Raw genomic sequence first — 16,237 nt, 5'->3', positions numbered from 1 at the left:
GGCTGTAAGCGATAAATCTCTTTATAAGTTTTCCGCTACATGCAGCTCGACCGAAAGTTGGACTGGTGCAAGAGGTCGGTATTGTTTGCTGCTAAAAGATTCAGCAAACAAGTCTGACAGTCTATGTGCTAGTTTTTGAACTGGCGTAGCAATAATCATATCTATGGTGCCATCGCTTAACGCTAGGCGTGTATAAGACGTTAATTCATTGCAGATAAGTGTGATTTGCTGACTTTTCCCCGCTTCTTTTAAGGCTTTAATAATGCCTTTTACGCCACCTCCGGCACTGTAAATAGCCGTTAAATCGTTCGGATAATCGGTCAGCAGTGTTTTGGTGGCTTGATATGCGAGTGTTTCATCATCTAGGTTGGTGAGCGGGGAAAGCAAATCGAAGTTATGCTTAATTTCTCTAAAGTAGGAAATAAAACTGATCTCGGCAATATCTTGGTTCAAATAGCGGTGACTACCAAGCAATATGCCAACTTTACCAGCGGTTTTAGCCAATCTAGAAATGGCCCAAGCGGCAGTGCGTCCGGCCTTTCTATTGTCTACACCAATATGTCCAGTGCAGGTATTAGTAGATAGAGGCGATAAAATAGTAAAAACGGGTGTGTTTTCTTCAACCAGTTGTTCGATATGACGATTAAGAATGTGATCATCTAGAGCGACTAGCGCAATACCGTCAGCATGCTTACTTTCTTTGATTATTTGCTCGGTGATGTATTCAGGAGTGACTTCATCCATAAAGATCACTTTTGTTTCAAATTGGAATTGTGTTTCCTGGGCGCAAGCTTGGCGAATCGCTGCTCCTAAACCTTCATAGAACTCATCATTACTGCGTTGCAGCAAAATGGATAAATGCTTAAATGGTTTGGATTCTCGTACGCGTCTTTTGAGCAAACCAGACGCGTGGTAGCCAATATCTTCAGCAGCAATAAGAACGCGCTGAGAGGTCGATTCTCGCACTTTGGAACGCTTATTCAATACTCTATCAACAGTGGCAATGCTAACACCTGCCGCATCCGCTAAATCGTGAATAGTCGGTCTTTTAGACATAGAAGATAACCTGATATTATGCAGTACGTAGTTGTTATTAGGGCTGATATCTTAGCGTGGAATTTAATGTCTTATGCGTCTTGGTTTTCATCGAATTTATAAAAAAAGTGCCATAAACAATAAAAAGTAATACCTGCAGCAATGATCCCCCAGAATGGTTCTCCTGATAGCCACTCGACTAATGTCCAGCCAAAACAAAATACGGTAGCTGCAACACGACGCCATTTAGGGCGGAAGAATTTACGATCTGCTTCGTTCAATTTAAATATCCTATTTTATTAAATAAGTATCTTTGTCTAGGCGTTTTGATACTAGACATGTTAGTAATTACTAAGTTAGAATTTTTATTCTAAAATTGCAATAATTACTTCTCTCTATAGGCTCACTATTTCTCTATGTGACTATGCTTGGTTTTTTGGGAGAACTTTGAGTACAGAGAGTATTTCATGTCAGACGTCCTAGCTCCAGAATCGCTAACAGATTTGAAAGAGATCATTAAACAGCATTATTCAAAATTAAGTAAACGACTACGCCAGGTGGCTGAGTTTGTATTAGATGCGCCAAGCGAAGTTGCCTTTGGCACCGTTGCTACCTTGTCTAAAGATGCTGGAGTGCATCCTTCTACATGGGTTCGATTTGCGAATGCTTTTGGTTTTAGCGGTTTTAGCGAAATGCAGAAGTTATTCCAACAGAACTTGATGGAGGAAGCGCCTAGCTATCAAGATCGAATTCGTTTAGCTAGAGAAGCGTTTGGGGAAGAAAGTAATCAGCAGTCTCCGTCTCAATTATTAACTCGTTTTTCACACGCTAATGCAATCGCCCTTGGGCATTTGGGTGAAACGACAGCTGCAGAGGATTTGGATAAGGCGATACAAATATTGTCTCAAGCTCATGCGGCGCATATTGTCGGAGTAAGACGGGCGTTTGTTGTCGCCAGCTATTTTGCTTATGCCTTGCGTCATATTGATCAAAAAGCGTATTTGGTCGATGGCGTGGGTGGGATGTACAAGGAACAGGCTAGCGCTTTAGACAAGAATGATGTGCTTATTGCGGTGAGCTTTCACCCTTATGCTGAGGAAACGCAAAGTGTTGCGAAAGCGGCGGCAGAGAAAAATGTGCCTCTTATCGTGATTACGGATAATCAAATTAGTCCGTTGGCTTCTATTGCATCGGTATGTTTTGTTGTCAAAGAAGCTGAGATAGACTCTTTTCGTTCTTTGTCTTCCTCGCTTTGCTTAGCGCAGGCATTATCGATTGGATTAGCTTATGAGCTAGAGAGAAAGAACGCTTAGACTGGCTTCAGGCTCGATAAAGGAAGCCAAGTCTGCGTTATTCTTTCACTAATGAGCTTAGTCTTAGCTGAATAAAACGAAGGCTTATTGTGCTTTCGTTTTGCTATTTCCTAGGGAAATGTGACGTGATCCTGTTAGTTGAGATTGTCCACTAACTCCTGAATCGATTTTATCTATGTGTCCACCGCGAGCTAGAAACTCTTGCATTTGCTTTTCAATGGATTCAGACGTCTCCGAAGCTGCTGGCTGTTTCTTCTTAGTTGCCATGATAAATAGTCCTTGTTTTTAGTTTGAACAAGGACTATACCAGATTTTCACAAAATTTGCTTGTTATTGGCTAACGTCTGCTATCGTGTGCCTATCGTTGGCTCTGCTGATAGGCACAGTCTGCTTTTATTAACTCGAATGTGGATGGTATCGACGAATAATTGGATTCAATAATCGTGTTAACCAACCAGTAAATTCAATTGGTGCGTCTAATACGGTTAAACAGATGCATTCCGCGTCTTTGGTGACGATTGGCTTATGTTTATGGCTGGCGTCACGATTAATAAAATCGCCTTGGCGATAGACGCCGCTCTCATCAGAAAATGCGCCTTCCAATACCAAAGTTATTTCGTCACCAGTATGCGTGTGAGTTGGCATATGAGCGCCCGCTTTTACTCTGGTGAGCGCAATCTGAGCACCGCCTTCTTCGTTGTAAAGGGTGGCAATCTTAAACGACGGTGATAAGCGCATCCAATTTAAGTCATCGTAATTTTTCTTAATAAATTGACGCAGGCTCTTAGGAATCGCGTAGTTATCCCAATCAATCGCGGTTGGCTCTTCTTCTACCTTCAGACTGTTGTTGTTTTGCTCGGCTTGTGCGTTTAGCTTTTCGAAAAAGCTGTCTTTTAAATTACTAAGCTGACGACTGTCGGTCTTAGTCTGATCAAAAAGATGTGAGCCGAGCATTTCCAACTTGCGGATTTGCTGTTGGCACTCATGGCAACGTTCTAGATGTGTAGATACGCATAAAGAATGTGCTAATGGTAATGAGCCGGCAGCGTAGTCGGTCAGTATTTCAATCGATGGATGGTAGTGAATCATCGATACTACCTCTTAACGTAAATAGTGAGTTTGTGCAAAGCTAGACGAACTCGAGACTTAATCGTCCCAAGTGGAAGAGATAACTCTTCTGCCGCTTCTTTATGAGTTTTGCCTTCCAAATAGACTTTGGCCAAAACCTGTTTTTGATCCGCAGGCAATTTGTCTAAGCCTTGTTGAATCCGTTCCTGATCTCTTTTTTGTTGCGCATCTTTGAATAGGTCAGCATTTTCGTCGACCACATTTTGCCAAAGATACTCAGGGTCAATATCTGATTGATGGCGACTGTTCTTACGCAAATAATCAATACGTGCGTTTCTAGCTAGAGTAAAAACCCAAGTGTTAAGAGACGCGGATTCAGGCTTGTAAGTGTGAGCCTTATTCCATATGCGAATCATCACTTCTTGAGCAATATCATCGGCCATTAAATTGGCACCAGGCTGTGCCGCTAGGCAAAAAGCTCTTACTTTCGGAACATAGTGATCAAACAGACGAACGAGTGCCGTTTGATCTCTGTGTTCCGCAATAGCAAGCATATCTGCTACGCGTTGTTCATCTGGTTCTATTTGTATTGCGCGTTCCATTTATCGCTCCAAAAGGAAGGCTGACATGTCGTTTCTCAAATATACGTGCTAATTAGAAGGATGGATCACATTCGTCTTTTTTAATAGTAAAAACATTTGTACTTTTAAATAGGTAAAAATAAGGGTGTGAAAAATCTTACTTTTCAGACCCTCTATTTAAAAAAGAGTGATCCAGAATTTGCTTGAACACGTTTAACGAAAATAAATGAAACGAATTGATTTTGATCAATTCTCCAGATCAAGATGGCTAAGGTAAGTGATGGGCATGACGGACTCTAAAATGGATCCCAATTCTTTGTTAATAGAGCGTTTTAAAGCGTTTTATCTTGATGTAAAGCATCCAAAGCTAGACAAAATAGATGACGTATATGCAGAAGATGTATTGTTTAAAGATCCTGTCCATGAGCTACGTGGTGCAGAAAACTTGCATGCTTATTTGTCAGAGATGTGTGTCAACGTTCACAGTGGCCGTTTCGAATATTTAGATCAAATTGTGTCCGATAATACGGCCTACATAAAATGGAATATGCATTTCAAACATCCAAAACTAGGCAATAAAACCATTACTGTTCGCGGCATTAGCCAGGTGCAATTTAACGAGCGTATCTATTTTCATGAAGATGTTTATGACCTTGGTCAGTTGATTTATGAGCACGTGCCTTTGTTGGGTGCTGTGGTAAAAGGCTTAAAAAAGCGCCTAGCGAACTAAGGAGAGTCCTATGAGTCAGGCAATGGATAAAAAAGTCGTTTGGATAACCGGAGCAAGTTCTGGTATAGGGCTTGCTTTAACTAAGCGTTATCTAGAAGACGGCTGGCGAGTGTTAGCTAGCGCAAGAAAGTCCGGTGAGCTTGAGGATCTATTAGAAGCGTTTGATAGCTTAACCTTTGTGCCCTTTGACATGACCGATGACAGTCAGATCGAAGCGGTTCATGATACTTTGAGTTCTTATTCTGCTCATTTAGATTGTGCTGTATTGAATGCAGGAACCTGTGAATATTTAGATATTAATGAGCCAGATTGGAAAATGATGGATCGCATAATGTCGGTTAATTTCTTTGGTCTAGTGAACAGTGTTGAAGTGTGTTTGCCTTTGCTTAAAAAAGCATCAAGTCCGCATTTGGTGGGTGTGAGTTCTCAAGCTGTACAGGCTGCCTTTCCGCAAGCTGAAGCCTATGGAGCAAGTAAAGCCGCTATTCGATATTTCTTATCTTCTTTACGAATGAATTTGAAGCAATTTAATGTCGATGTCACCTGTTTATTGCCTGGTTTTGTTGATACGCCTTTGACGCAGAAAAACACCTTTTCTATGCCGTTTCTAATGTCACCGGATGATGCCGCAAAACGAATGTTTAACGCGTTAGAGTCTCGTCCATTCGAGTACGCCTTTCCAAAACGGCTAACGGCCATGTTGTGGGCAGGAAGACATTTTCCTAAATTATGGCTTTCGATGTTGGCGCCAAAAACTAAATAACGATTTCAAATCTAAAAACACCAGTTCAGCTGGTAATAACAAAATATGTTTTAAGGGGACAATGAGTGAAAATTGCCATTATTGGATCAGGGATTTCCGGTCTAACCAGCGCTTATCTTTTACAGCAGCAACATGATGTGACGGTGTTTGAATCTGCAGAGCGGATCGGCGGCCATACTGCGACCGTACAAGTAGAAGAAGCAGGGAGTACTCGGGCAATTGATACAGGCTTTATTGTCTTTAATGACTGGACTTACCCAAACTTCATTCGTTTGATGGACGAGTTAGGTGTGAAATCTAAAGCAACAGAAATGAGCTTTAGCGTCAGCTGTCAGCGTAGTGGATTAGAGTATGGTGGAAACAACTTAAACACCTTGTTTGCTCAGCGTCGAAACCTATTGAACTTCTCTTTTATTGGCATGTTAAAAGACATCCTACGTTTTAATAAAGAAGCCATTTTTGACCTAGAAAGCGGCCAGTTAAAAGAAGGCGTGACGCTTGGCGAATATCTAAAAGAAAAGGGTTACGGTAGCCGCTTTGCGAGCCATTACTTGATTCCTATGGGAAGCGCTATTTGGTCGTCTACCTTGGATGAAATGATGGAATTCCCTTTGGTATTCTTCGTTCGTTTCTTTAAAAATCATGGTTTATTGAGCGTTAATGATCGCCCGCAATGGCGAGTAATCGAAGGAGGTTCTTCGGCGTATTTACAGCCTTTGGTTGAAAAGTTCAAAGACAGAATCGAGCTTGGGGCAGATATTACTCAAGTGCATCGCTCTGAAGATAAAGTCATCCTTCATTTTGGTGATGGCTCTGCACAGATTTTTGATCAAGTGGTATTCGCTTGTCACAGTGACGAAGCCTTGGCTTTGTTAGCTGATCCCTCCCAAGACGAGCAAGCCATTTTGGGTGCGATTCCTTATCGAAATAACGATGTAGTACTGCACACAGACACACGACTATTGCCAAAGGAAAAACTCGCTTGGTCGAGCTGGAATTATCACCTCGGCACGGATCGAACTAAACCTGCAACCCTTAGCTACAACATGAATATTCTGCAGCATTTTTCCAGCGATACGACTTATGTGGTGACCTTGAATCAGACGGATATGATCGCGGAAGACAAAATAGTTGGGCGTTTTCAGTATTCTCATCCTACCTTTACCTTGGAAGGCATCAAGGCTCAGGATCGTTGGTCGGATATTAACGGTGTGAACAAAACATGGTTTTGTGGTGCCTATTGGCGCAACGGATTCCATGAAGATGGTTGCTGGAGCGGTGTACGTGTGGCGAATGGATTAGGTATTTCATGGTAGATTTTGTTCCTAAGCACAGCGCTATTTATCATGGCATGGTGAGGCATCGTCGTTTTACACCGCGTTCCCATGCCTTTCGTTATCGCGTCTTTATGATGTATTTCGATTTAGACGAGTTGGGCGATGTGTTGGCGATGAGCCCGTGGTGGTCGATGAGATCTTGGTCACTGGCTCGATTTTCTCGAAAGGATTATTTCGGGGATGAGTCTCTGTCAATCAAACAAGCCGTCTTGTCTGAAGTAAATGAGCGTTTGGGGCTGAATTTATCAGGTTCTGTGCGCATGCTTACCAATTGTCGCTATTTCGGTTTCATCATTAATCCCATTACCATTTATTACTGCTTCGATGAAGAAGAGCTGCTGCAAGCTATGTTACTTGAAGTGACGAACACGCCTTGGAACGAGAAAATTCCTTACGTTTTAAAATGTGATCCAAGCGATCAAATGCAGCGTATTCAATTCAATAAGGCAATGCATGTGTCGCCTTTTCATCCGATGGAACATTTTTACGATTGGCGCAGCAATGTTCCGAATAAGAAGTTAGCTGTACACATGCAGAACAAAGAATTAGAGGGTGAGCAATGTGTGTTTGATGCCACATTGTCGCTGACTCGAATGACACTAACGTCAAACTCCATGGCTAGGGTGCTGTTTAATTATCCTGTCATGACGATGAAAGTCGCATTCGGTATTTATTGGCAAGCACTTAAGCTTTGGATGAAGAAAGTCCCTTTTTATTCACATCCGAATTCATCGTCTACCACTACTAAATTGAAATAATAAATTAAGTAGAACAAATGCATTAGGAGACTAACAAGTATGAACTCCGTCAGTATGGATAATCAAAAAGTGAGAAAAAATCGCACAACAACATGGTTTGATAATTTAGCCCGCAAAATGGTCTTTACTATGCTGGGTAAATTGGAAGTGGGTCATCTTACGTTGGAAGAGAATGGTGAAACCTATTCCTTTGGTGAAGCGAAAGATAATACTCAATACATTGCTCATATTCATGTTCACGATATTCATGCTTACCGAGATGTATTCCAAAACAGCAGTATCGGTGCGGGCGAAGCTTATATGAAAGGCTGGTGGTCGTCTTCAGACGTTGTTGGTGTTATTCGTTTGATGGTCGCTAACCTGAATTTAATCAATAAAATGGACGCGAAACGCCCAATCTGGAGCCGTATCGGTGCCAAAATTGTACACAAGTTAAATGCTAATACTAAAAAAGGCTCAAAGGACAATATTTCTGCTCATTATGATTTGGGTAATGACTTTTTCTCTTTGTTTTTAGATCCAACCATGATGTATTCCTCCGCGGTTTATCCTCAGATTAACTCCTCTTTAGAAGAAGCGTCGGTGAATAAACTGGATCGTATTTGCCAAAAACTTCAGCTTAGTGAAGATGATCATCTTTTAGAAATTGGCACAGGCTGGGGCGGGATGGCGATTCATGCCGCGAAGCATTATGGTTGCCAAGTGACTACTACGACTATCTCGAAAGAGCAGTACGAATTTGCCAAAGCGCGGGTTGAAGCCGAAGGTTTGCAAGACAAGATCACTTTGTTGCTTGAAGATTATCGTGATCTTCAAGGCCAATACGACAAACTCGTATCTATCGAAATGATAGAAGCGGTCGGCCACGAATACTATGACAGTTATTTTTCTAAGTGCAGTGCGCTATTGAAACCGCACGGTGTCATGGTGATTCAAGCTATCACTATTGCTGATCAGCGCTATGATTACGCACGCAGCTCTGTGGACTTTATCCAGCGTTATATTTTCCCTGGTGGTTGTTTACCATCCAACCAAGTGATTGCTCACAAGATTGCTTCTAAAACAGACATGCAGATTGTCGGGCTAGAAGACATCACTGAACATTACGCGAAAACTCTTGCGGATTGGCGTACACGTTTTCATGCGGCACGTCGTGAAGTAACCGACATGGGATTCGATGATGTGTTTTGTCGCATGTGGGACTTTTATCTAGCTTATTGTGAAGGTGGTTTTAAAGAGCGAGCCATTAGTACAGGGCAGTTTGTTTTTGCTAAGCCGGATCATCGCTTGTCGATTGGCACTAAGTAAATGGAGTAAATGGCATGAAACCTTTGATGAATGCCATTTTGTTTCAAGTCGTTTGGTTTGTCTGCTTGCTTGCTGGTAATGCTTGGGCATTGGTCGCCACTTTGGCTTATCTTTTTTTGCATGATCGCTATTTTATGCATTCTCGTAGAGAATGGCGTCTGCTGTTTTCCTTCCTAGCACTAGGTGTCGTCATTGATGGTACTTTGTTTCAAATCGGAGTGTTTTCATCGAACGTAACCTTGTTTGGACAAACAGCATTGCCGCCCATTTGGTTGCTCTGTCTTTGGGTTTGCGTCGGTACCTTATTTGCTCATAGTTTGGCTTTTTTGCGCTCACGTTATGTTTTGAGCGCTGTAATGGGCGTAGTTGGGCCAACGATGAGTTATTTTGCTGGTGCTAATTTAGCCGGTATCAGCTTGGCAGAACCTGTGATCTTGACTCTTTTTATAGTAGCGATTATTTGGTCTTTGGTGTTACCGTTGGGCGTATGGCTTTGTGAAAAATGGGCCTTGTTTCAAAGAGAGCATTAGTTAAAAAGTGAGGATAGATAAGAAAATGAAGCGTTCTTTCGTATTTTTTCCGCAGCAGCGGTTTTTTATAGCAGCCCTTTGTGCCTTCTTCTTTAGCTCTTTCTGTTTGGCCGATACATCTTTTTCAAAAATAGTAGGCAGTGCTTATAGTGTGAAAACAGGTGCTTTGTTGTATAGAGAAACTCACGAGAAACTCAGCGACGAAGCTTACAATGTAGAATATTCAGAGCCTGATGGTCGTGTTTTTGGGCATAAAAAACTCGATTTTTCTCAGTCGAAGATGACACCTAGCTTTTCTCAGGTTAATGAGCGTAATGGCGAAAAGATTGGAGTCACTCAGTCTGGTGGGAAATTAAACATCGTTTATCAAGAAAATCGTGCTGCTAAAGAAGAAAAAGCCTCTGTGAAACTTGCGGCAGGTATGATTGTCGATGCTGGCTTTGATGCATTCATCAAACAGTACTGGGATGCCTTAGAAGCAGGTAAAAACATGGATATTGAATATCTAGTGCCCAGCAAACAAACAACCTTTTCCTTCCGTTTTAGCAAAGCCTCCTGTGTGGAAGGTACTGCGGACGGCGCTCAGTGTTTCGCACTTACTCCAGTATCTTGGTTGGTAAAATTGGCGGTCGATCCTATTGTGGTTGCTTATGACCCAGCAGACAAAAGATTATTACGCTTTACTGGTCGAGCAAATATTTGTGATGAACAAGGTAAATATCAAACAGTCGATATTCAATACCATTATATGTAATTTATTTTCAACGTTAGCTTAGGAGAAGTAAGTAATATGAGACATCTGTTCCGATCTGTTACGGGTAAACTCACTGTTTTACTGTGTGTATTATTGCTTACGGCATGCTCTACGTCTGATGTGTCTTTGTACGCTAAAAATGAGCCAAAGTTTGACTTACAAAGTTTCTTTACTGGGCCTTTAACTGCGCATGGCATTTTGAAAAATCGTAGCGGTGAAGTGACTCGTTATTTCAATGCTACGTTAGAAGGTCGTTGGAAAGGTGGTGTTGGCATATTAGCTGAGAAATTTGTGTTTGATGATGGTGAAATCCAACATAGAACTTGGATTATGACGCCAAATGAGCAGGGCGAATACTCAGCAACAGCGAATGATGTAGTTGGATCTGGTGACATTAAAATATCCGGTAATGCCTTGTTTATGAATTATGTCTTACAAGTTCCCTATGATGGTGACTTAATCGAAGTGAATGTTGATGATCGTATGTACATGGTAAAAGAAGGTGTGGTTATCAACGAATCTGTGATGAAAAAATTTGGGGTCGAAGTGGGTTACTTAACTATTGTTATTGAAAAAACACCTCAACAGTACTGAGTAATTTAGTGATATTCTGACTTTTTACCCAGAAATGAATAATGCTTAAGAGACTTTATTACTAAGCTGGATAGAGGTAGTGAGTGTAAGGATTATCTTCTAGGTTATGTATAAAAGACTGCTTTAAAGCGGTCTTTTTTATTGGTACTTTTAAATATCTGTGTAATTATGCGGATATTTTCATGACCCTATAAATAGTATGTTTATGTGGTTAGATATTAAATGTAGGGAGGCGGCTTTGTGTTTAAAAATATCAGTGCATTAATGCCCTCGAAAAAAAAAGTACTTTCTTTTTATGGCCTTCTATCCCTACTTCTCATTCTGACCCTTTTCACTTTAGGGCTTTATCTTTCTTTATTAAACGATTTAGAAAATAAAACCACAGCCGCTAAACGTGCTTTATCTGAGCGAATGGATGGCATTTTCACTGAGCTAAAGCAGGTTACAGATGATGCTGATTTGTCATGTGACAGGGATAATATCAAGCTGTTACGTCGAGCAACATTTTATTCGCCCACCTTTAAAGAGATTGGCTTATTTAACTCTAATTTTAAGGTTTATTGCTCTAATCTAGGCCCTATTAACATCAAGATATATGACTCTATTATCTCTCGTATTAAAGGTAGTGCAGATAGAAAAACGGTTTCACTCATGCGCTCTAATACCTTGAGTGAGTCGACTTTTTTTGCTTTTTATCAAAGAAGCGACGGTCTTGGTGCTAATGGGCTAGCTCCACCAGATAGGATTGCTATCAGCGTTGATATAATACTCTTGCCTGATTATTTCTATGAGTTGACTCTGGGCAAGCAAATTCTTTCTTCCAATAGAGAAGGTATTGATTCAAGTGTTATGGCTGAACAAGAAGCGTCTTTGGCTGATTGGTCTATGTCATTGGTCGTACTTTTGCCTTCAAGTCTATACTGGCGGCACTTCTGGTCGCTCTTGCCGGTTATGCTAATTTGTTGGGCGCTGTTGTTAGCTGCATTTTTTATCGGGCATTTCGTACTGGTTTATTATCGTCGTTCTTTGCGCCACTGCATCAAACGAGCGATTAAAAGTGAGACCATGGAAGTACACTTCCAGCCTATTGTTTCGCTTAATGCTGGTTGCTTTCATGAAATGGAAGCGCTTATCCGTTGGCGCTCCTTTCGCCATGGTCAGGTTTCGCCATTGGTCATTGTCGATATGGCAGATCGACTTGGCCTGATTGATGACCTTACTTGGATGGTAATTCGAAAAGTTGGGGACTTTTATAGAGAGTATCCGGAGCAATTACGTAATATAAAAACGGCTGTCAATGTTGATAGACACAGCTTACTTAAAGAAGGTTTTGCTGACACCTTGGCTACTATTCTTGAAGAGTACCCAGAGTTAAAAGGTCGACTAGGGCTGGAAGTCACTGAAACCAGTGCATTAAACGCTGTGGAGTTGCCTTTGATGGTGAGTCGTTTTGAACACATTAAAGCCTTGGGTGTCGGTTTGTCCGTGGATGATTTTGGAACGGGCTATGCAGGTTTAGATTTTCTTCGTCGTTTCCCATACGACACATTAAAGTTGGATCAAGTCTTTATTGCTAGTTTGAAAGATGATCAATTTACCCGTCAGGTGCTCACCTCTGTTACTAAGCTGGCAAAAGAATTAAACATGGAGCTGGTGGCTGAAGGTGTTGAGCGAGAAGACCAATTAAACGCAGTTCGAGAACTTGGCGTAGACAGAGTACAAGGTTACTACTTCTGCCGGCCTTTACCGAAAGAGCAAGTTATTGCCTGGTTTGAAGAAAACACTATTAAATAAAGACGCTATTGCGATACTAGATTGTATTATGTGTCCGCTTCTCTTACCCTCTACCGCTCAATTTCTACGCTCAAGGTTTTTACAATATGGCAACTCTGGTTTTTCGGCTTAAATATGTTCCTGATGAGGAAGCGGACGATATTCGTCAACTATTAACCGACCACGATATTGCCTTCTACGAAACCACTGCAGGGCGCTGGCAAATTTCCATGGCTGGTCTGTGGGTAAAAGACAAAGAGCAAGCCATCAAAGCAAGAGAGTTAATTCGAGAAGACCAAATTGCCCGAGCTCAAACCATGCGTCCCATCACTTTTGGGCAATGGATATTGGGTTATTTACAACACGCTCGTCAGAATCCTACGGAAGCAATTTTTACTCTAATCGCCGTGTTGATTATTTTAGGTATTTCAATTATTCCATTTACGTTATGGCTGTAACCGCCTAAAGCTTTGAAGATCAAATTAAGCCGCTTCACTGAGTGACTTTGTTAGTAACGCGGCTTTACGCTGAACTCTTGCACTAATCAATTGCACGTTAATCGCACTGACGATAACCATTAACATTCCAAATAAACTTAACAAGTCAGCATGAGATGAGCTAATACTGCTCGTCCACCATCCAAAGGCGACACAAAGCTCGGTCAGTATAAACGCCATTACAGGCGTCAAAGCAACAGACGCGCTTACTTGCACTGTTTGCCAATAACGCATGGCTTGCGCAAAAGCGCCATAAGCGATAAGTGTATTAAGACAGCAAAATGCCGCAATCCAAGCATCATCAGAAGACATCTTTAATAGCTCGCTTGGCGATGAAAATGGCAGCATAACGATCAAGGCATAAATATATATCGCCAGTAAAATATTGGACGGTGCTAGATGTTTGAACAAAGATTTTTGCAGTAATGCATACATAGACCACGCTGCGGCAGACATTTGAACAATAGCAAAACCAACCCAAATTGAGCCTTGACCACCTTGCCCAAAAATAGGGTGGAAGAATACCAACATCCCTAGACCTATTCCCACAAAACATAGCCATTGTTGCCAGTTAATGTTTTCTTTCAGAAAGAACAAACCACCTAAGGCGAGAAACAACGGTGCAATTTGAAAACTCAATTGCGCTGAACCCGGTAATAAAAAGTTCAAGCTCCACGCAAAGCTGGTGTAGTTAATAATCAAAAAGGTTCCTGCAGCGAAAAGACGTAGCCAGTCATTTTTAGACAAGGATTTAAATTCTCCTAGCTTGCCGCGTTGCCATTGCCATAAGCCCAATATGATACCCGCTACAGAAAAGCGTAGCCAAGTCAGAGTAATCGGATCGGAAAATCCACCTGATAGTTTAAGAGCAATAGGAAGCATTCCCCAAAACAGCACGGTAACAGAGCTAAAAAAGAGGCCGTACAAGAAAGTCTGTTTTGCAGTTAACATGGCAGTAGCCTTTTAAATTAAGTGAACCAGAAATGCCATAATGGCTTCCCCCCTCTGTTAAATCCAATGCATAATAGTTCTAATCATTATGCATAAATCGAGATTTGGTCATGATCCCTAGTTCGCTACAACATTTGGATCTTAAATCCTTAACTGGACTTCTATATTTATTGGAAGAGCGTAACGTTGGCCGGGCGGCTGATCGCCTGTATTTAAGCCAATCAGCCATGAGTCGATTGCTTAATCGACTACGTGACGCTTTTGATGATCCTTTGTTTATTCGTACCTCAAAAGGCATGGTGCCAACATCAAAAGCATTAGCACTAGAAGCGCCATTAAAGTTAATGCTGGAACAAATGGCGGGGCTGGAGTCTCCTCCAGACTTTCAACCGCAAAGCAGCAACCGTGTTTTCCGCTTACAAACCACTCATTATCAGGCTCAAGCCTATGTGCCAGCTATAGCGGAACGCTTTTACCAAGAAGCGCCATTCGCCTCTTTGGAAACAACGACTATTACTGAAACCAGTTTAGTCAGTCAAACCGAGCATTCTGTCGATGTGGTGTTATGTAGTGAATACATTGAGATTCCGAATACCTACCGCAAAGTTTTGTTGGGGCGTGAAAAGTTTCGCTGCATCATGTCGAATAATCACCCACTTGCTAAGCAAGACAAAATTAGTCTTGATGAATATTTAAGCTTTTCCCATGTGCTGGTTAGTATGGGCGGAACTCGACGCGTGGTGAGTGATTTTGTTTTGGCTGACAGGGCCCATGAACGGCGTTTTGCATTTCGTACGCCGTACTTTTTGTCTGCGTTAGAAACAGTAGGGCGTACTTCGTTGTTAATTAGTACCAGCGGTTTATTGGCGGAGCGATTTTGCGCACAATTTAACCTCACAATGAAACCTTTGCCCGTTGAGTTTCCTGATTCTAAATATTTTTTAAGCTGGCCAAAAAGTATTGAACGAGACCCAGCTGTTGAATGGTTTAGAAAACTCACAGAAGAGGTGGCAAAAAGCTTAATTCCTTATCCAGAGCCGTGACCTTCCAATACCGTGACATTCCAGCGCATTTAGTCCAATCTGGGAAATTCGGTTATACTCGAGTTTTGGTTTAAAACAATGGCATCACAGTGGTCTTAAAAAGCAAGAATACGAAAAGCAAACGTACCAATAAACTAGAGCTTCATCCTCGTAATCCGCATCGTGCGCGTTACGATTTTGCCCTATTGGCGGATTCTTGCCCTGAATTGTCTGGTTTTATTCAACTGAATCAATACGGTAATGAGTCAGTGGACTTTGCTAATCCTGATGCGGTGAAAACCTTAAACCGTGCCTTGCTTAGTCATTTCTATGGCGTTGCTTTTTGGGATATTCCACCGGGTTATCTTTGTCCACCTATTCCTGGGCGAGCGGATTACATTCATTATTTAGCTGATTTACTCGCCGCCAGTAATCAGGGCGTGATTCCTCGTGGCAAAGGTATAAAAGTTTTGGATGTTGGTGTTGGTGCAAACTGTGTGTATCCGATTATTGGTCATCAAGAATATGGCTGGCAGTTTGTTGGTTCCGATGTGAATCCTGTTGCTGTGGCAACCTGTGACACCATTGTGAAATCTAACGCTTGTCTCAAAGGCGTGATTAGTGCGCGCTTGCAAACTCAACCCACTAAGCTTTTTGATGGTGTGTGGAAGGAAAAAGATCGCTTTGATTTGACCTTATGTAATCCGCCATTTCATACCAGCGAATCGGCAATGATTGACGAATCTCAGCGAAAATGGCGTGGTGTGAAAGGCAAAACAACGACGACGGAAAAGCCTGTGCTGAACTTTGGCGGCACAGCCGCAGAATTATGGTGTGATGGCGGCGAAGCTGGCTTTGTCTCGCGCATGGTAAAAGAAAGTGTGCAGTACGCTGATCGTTGTTTTTGGTTTACCTCTTTAGTGGCGCGTCAGGGCAATTTAGAGGCGATTTATCGCACATTAAAGGAAGTCGGTGCTCGCCAAGTGAAAACGATTGAAATGGCGCAAGGCCAGAAAATTAGTCGATTTGTCGCGTGGAGTTTCCTCGGTGACGATCAAATCGACTACTGGAAAGACAATTATTGGCAAAGCTAATCTCTTAGTGTGAATTCCCCGCGAAGAGAGGCTAAACGGCTTCCGTTGATCTTGTAGGTCGCGCATTTATGCCGACAAAAAACTCACCACGACAAATTACGTCTTGTCGGGCTAAAGCCACGACCTACA

At 41.9% G+C, this 16,237-nt stretch carries 19 protein-coding genes; 13 read left to right on the top strand and 6 right to left on the bottom strand.

Features of this window, described 5'->3' with window-relative positions; translation table 11 throughout:
• Positions 1-21 precede the first annotated feature (21 nt).
• Together CYL31_RS19295 and CYL31_RS19290 are read right to left on the bottom strand one after the other, a co-directional pair.
• Positions 22-1,056, bottom strand: coding sequence for a LacI family DNA-binding transcriptional regulator (locus CYL31_RS19295; RefSeq protein ID WP_212916758.1), 1,035 nt, complete (start codon positions 1,054-1,056; stop codon positions 22-24).
• A 71-nt stretch (positions 1,057-1,127) separates the two neighbouring features.
• Complete coding sequence (locus CYL31_RS19290) at positions 1,128-1,316, bottom strand: hypothetical protein (RefSeq protein ID WP_212916757.1); 189 nt, start codon at positions 1,314-1,316, stop codon at positions 1,128-1,130.
• A gap of 186 nt (positions 1,317-1,502) precedes the next feature.
• On the opposite strand from CYL31_RS19290, the gene CYL31_RS19285 reads away from it, so the two are divergent.
• Complete coding sequence (locus CYL31_RS19285; RefSeq protein WP_212916756.1) at positions 1,503-2,348, top strand: MurR/RpiR family transcriptional regulator; 846 nt, start codon at positions 1,503-1,505, stop codon at positions 2,346-2,348.
• 84 nt (positions 2,349-2,432) lie between these two features.
• On the opposite strand, the gene CYL31_RS19280 is transcribed toward CYL31_RS19285, so the two are convergent.
• From CYL31_RS19280 to CYL31_RS19270, 3 genes are all read right to left on the bottom strand, one after another.
• A complete protein-coding gene (locus tag CYL31_RS19280) occupies positions 2,433-2,615 on the bottom strand; it encodes a PFL_1563 family small protein (RefSeq protein WP_048814147.1) in 183 nt (60 codons plus the stop codon).
• Positions 2,616-2,744: 129 nt separating this feature from the next.
• The gene (locus CYL31_RS19275; RefSeq protein ID WP_212916755.1) at positions 2,745-3,437 is read right to left on the bottom strand and encodes a ChrR family anti-sigma-E factor; all 693 of its coding nucleotides are present in this window, start codon (positions 3,435-3,437) and stop codon (positions 2,745-2,747) included.
• A 5-nt stretch (positions 3,438-3,442) separates the two neighbouring features.
• A complete protein-coding gene (locus CYL31_RS19270; protein WP_212916754.1) occupies positions 3,443-4,018 on the bottom strand; it encodes a sigma-70 family RNA polymerase sigma factor in 576 nt (191 codons plus the stop codon).
• 265 nt (positions 4,019-4,283) lie between these two features.
• Between CYL31_RS19270 and CYL31_RS19265 the strand changes: the two genes are divergently transcribed.
• The 10 genes from CYL31_RS19265 to CYL31_RS19220 all read left to right on the top strand — a co-directional run bounded on the left by CYL31_RS19265 (position 4,284) and on the right by CYL31_RS19220 (position 13,002).
• A complete protein-coding gene (locus CYL31_RS19265) occupies positions 4,284-4,727 on the top strand; it encodes a nuclear transport factor 2 family protein (protein ID WP_249411633.1) in 444 nt (147 codons plus the stop codon).
• 10 nt (positions 4,728-4,737) lie between these two features.
• Complete coding sequence (locus CYL31_RS19260; protein WP_212916752.1) at positions 4,738-5,490, top strand: SDR family NAD(P)-dependent oxidoreductase; 753 nt, start codon at positions 4,738-4,740, stop codon at positions 5,488-5,490.
• Positions 5,491-5,555: 65 nt separating this feature from the next.
• Complete coding sequence (locus CYL31_RS19255) at positions 5,556-6,806, top strand: NAD(P)/FAD-dependent oxidoreductase (RefSeq protein WP_212916751.1); 1,251 nt, start codon at positions 5,556-5,558, stop codon at positions 6,804-6,806.
• Positions 6,800-7,585: a DUF1365 domain-containing protein gene (locus tag CYL31_RS19250; protein WP_212916750.1), complete on the top strand. Its 786-nt coding sequence runs from the start codon at positions 6,800-6,802 to the stop codon at positions 7,583-7,585. The genes CYL31_RS19255 and CYL31_RS19250 overlap by 7 nt, the downstream gene beginning before the upstream one ends.
• A gap of 39 nt (positions 7,586-7,624) precedes the next feature.
• The gene (locus CYL31_RS19245; protein ID WP_212916749.1) at positions 7,625-8,893 is read left to right on the top strand and encodes an SAM-dependent methyltransferase; all 1,269 of its coding nucleotides are present in this window, start codon (positions 7,625-7,627) and stop codon (positions 8,891-8,893) included.
• Between the two features lie 14 nt (positions 8,894-8,907).
• Complete coding sequence (locus tag CYL31_RS19240; RefSeq protein ID WP_212916748.1) at positions 8,908-9,423, top strand: DUF2878 domain-containing protein; 516 nt, start codon at positions 8,908-8,910, stop codon at positions 9,421-9,423.
• Between the two features lie 25 nt (positions 9,424-9,448).
• Positions 9,449-10,177, top strand: a complete 729-nt coding sequence (locus CYL31_RS19235) for a hypothetical protein (protein WP_212916747.1) — start codon at positions 9,449-9,451, stop codon at positions 10,175-10,177.
• Between the two features lie 36 nt (positions 10,178-10,213).
• Positions 10,214-10,771: a DUF3833 domain-containing protein gene (locus tag CYL31_RS19230; protein ID WP_212916746.1), complete on the top strand. Its 558-nt coding sequence runs from the start codon at positions 10,214-10,216 to the stop codon at positions 10,769-10,771.
• 240 nt (positions 10,772-11,011) lie between these two features.
• The gene (locus tag CYL31_RS19225) at positions 11,012-12,565 is read left to right on the top strand and encodes an EAL domain-containing protein (protein ID WP_212916745.1); all 1,554 of its coding nucleotides are present in this window, start codon (positions 11,012-11,014) and stop codon (positions 12,563-12,565) included.
• 86 nt (positions 12,566-12,651) lie between these two features.
• Positions 12,652-13,002 (top strand): DUF6164 family protein, encoded by a 351-nt coding sequence (locus CYL31_RS19220; RefSeq protein ID WP_212916744.1) that lies wholly within the window; start codon positions 12,652-12,654, stop codon positions 13,000-13,002.
• A gap of 24 nt (positions 13,003-13,026) precedes the next feature.
• Here CYL31_RS19220 and CYL31_RS19215 read toward each other — a convergent pair whose 3' ends face one another.
• Entirely contained in the window at positions 13,027-13,992 is a 966-nt protein-coding gene (locus CYL31_RS19215; protein WP_212916743.1) for a DMT family transporter, read from the bottom strand.
• 110 nt (positions 13,993-14,102) lie between these two features.
• Here CYL31_RS19215 and CYL31_RS19210 point away from each other — a divergent pair, with 110 nt between their 5' ends.
• Together CYL31_RS19210 and rlmF are read left to right on the top strand one after the other, a co-directional pair.
• Positions 14,103-15,035 (top strand): LysR family transcriptional regulator, encoded by a 933-nt coding sequence (locus CYL31_RS19210; protein ID WP_212916742.1) that lies wholly within the window; start codon positions 14,103-14,105, stop codon positions 15,033-15,035.
• 89 nt (positions 15,036-15,124) lie between these two features.
• Positions 15,125-16,108, top strand: a complete 984-nt coding sequence (gene rlmF / locus CYL31_RS19205) for a 23S rRNA (adenine(1618)-N(6))-methyltransferase RlmF (protein WP_212916741.1) — start codon at positions 15,125-15,127, stop codon at positions 16,106-16,108.
• Positions 16,109-16,237 lie beyond the last annotated feature (129 nt).

Origin of the sequence: Marinomonas sp. A3A, from assembly GCF_018336955.1 — a bacterium.
In the GTDB taxonomy this organism is placed as follows: domain Bacteria; phylum Pseudomonadota; class Gammaproteobacteria; order Pseudomonadales; family Marinomonadaceae; genus Marinomonas; species Marinomonas lutimaris.
Note: the sequence above shows the minus strand (reverse complement) of the source record. Positions and strands in the feature narration are given on the sequence as shown.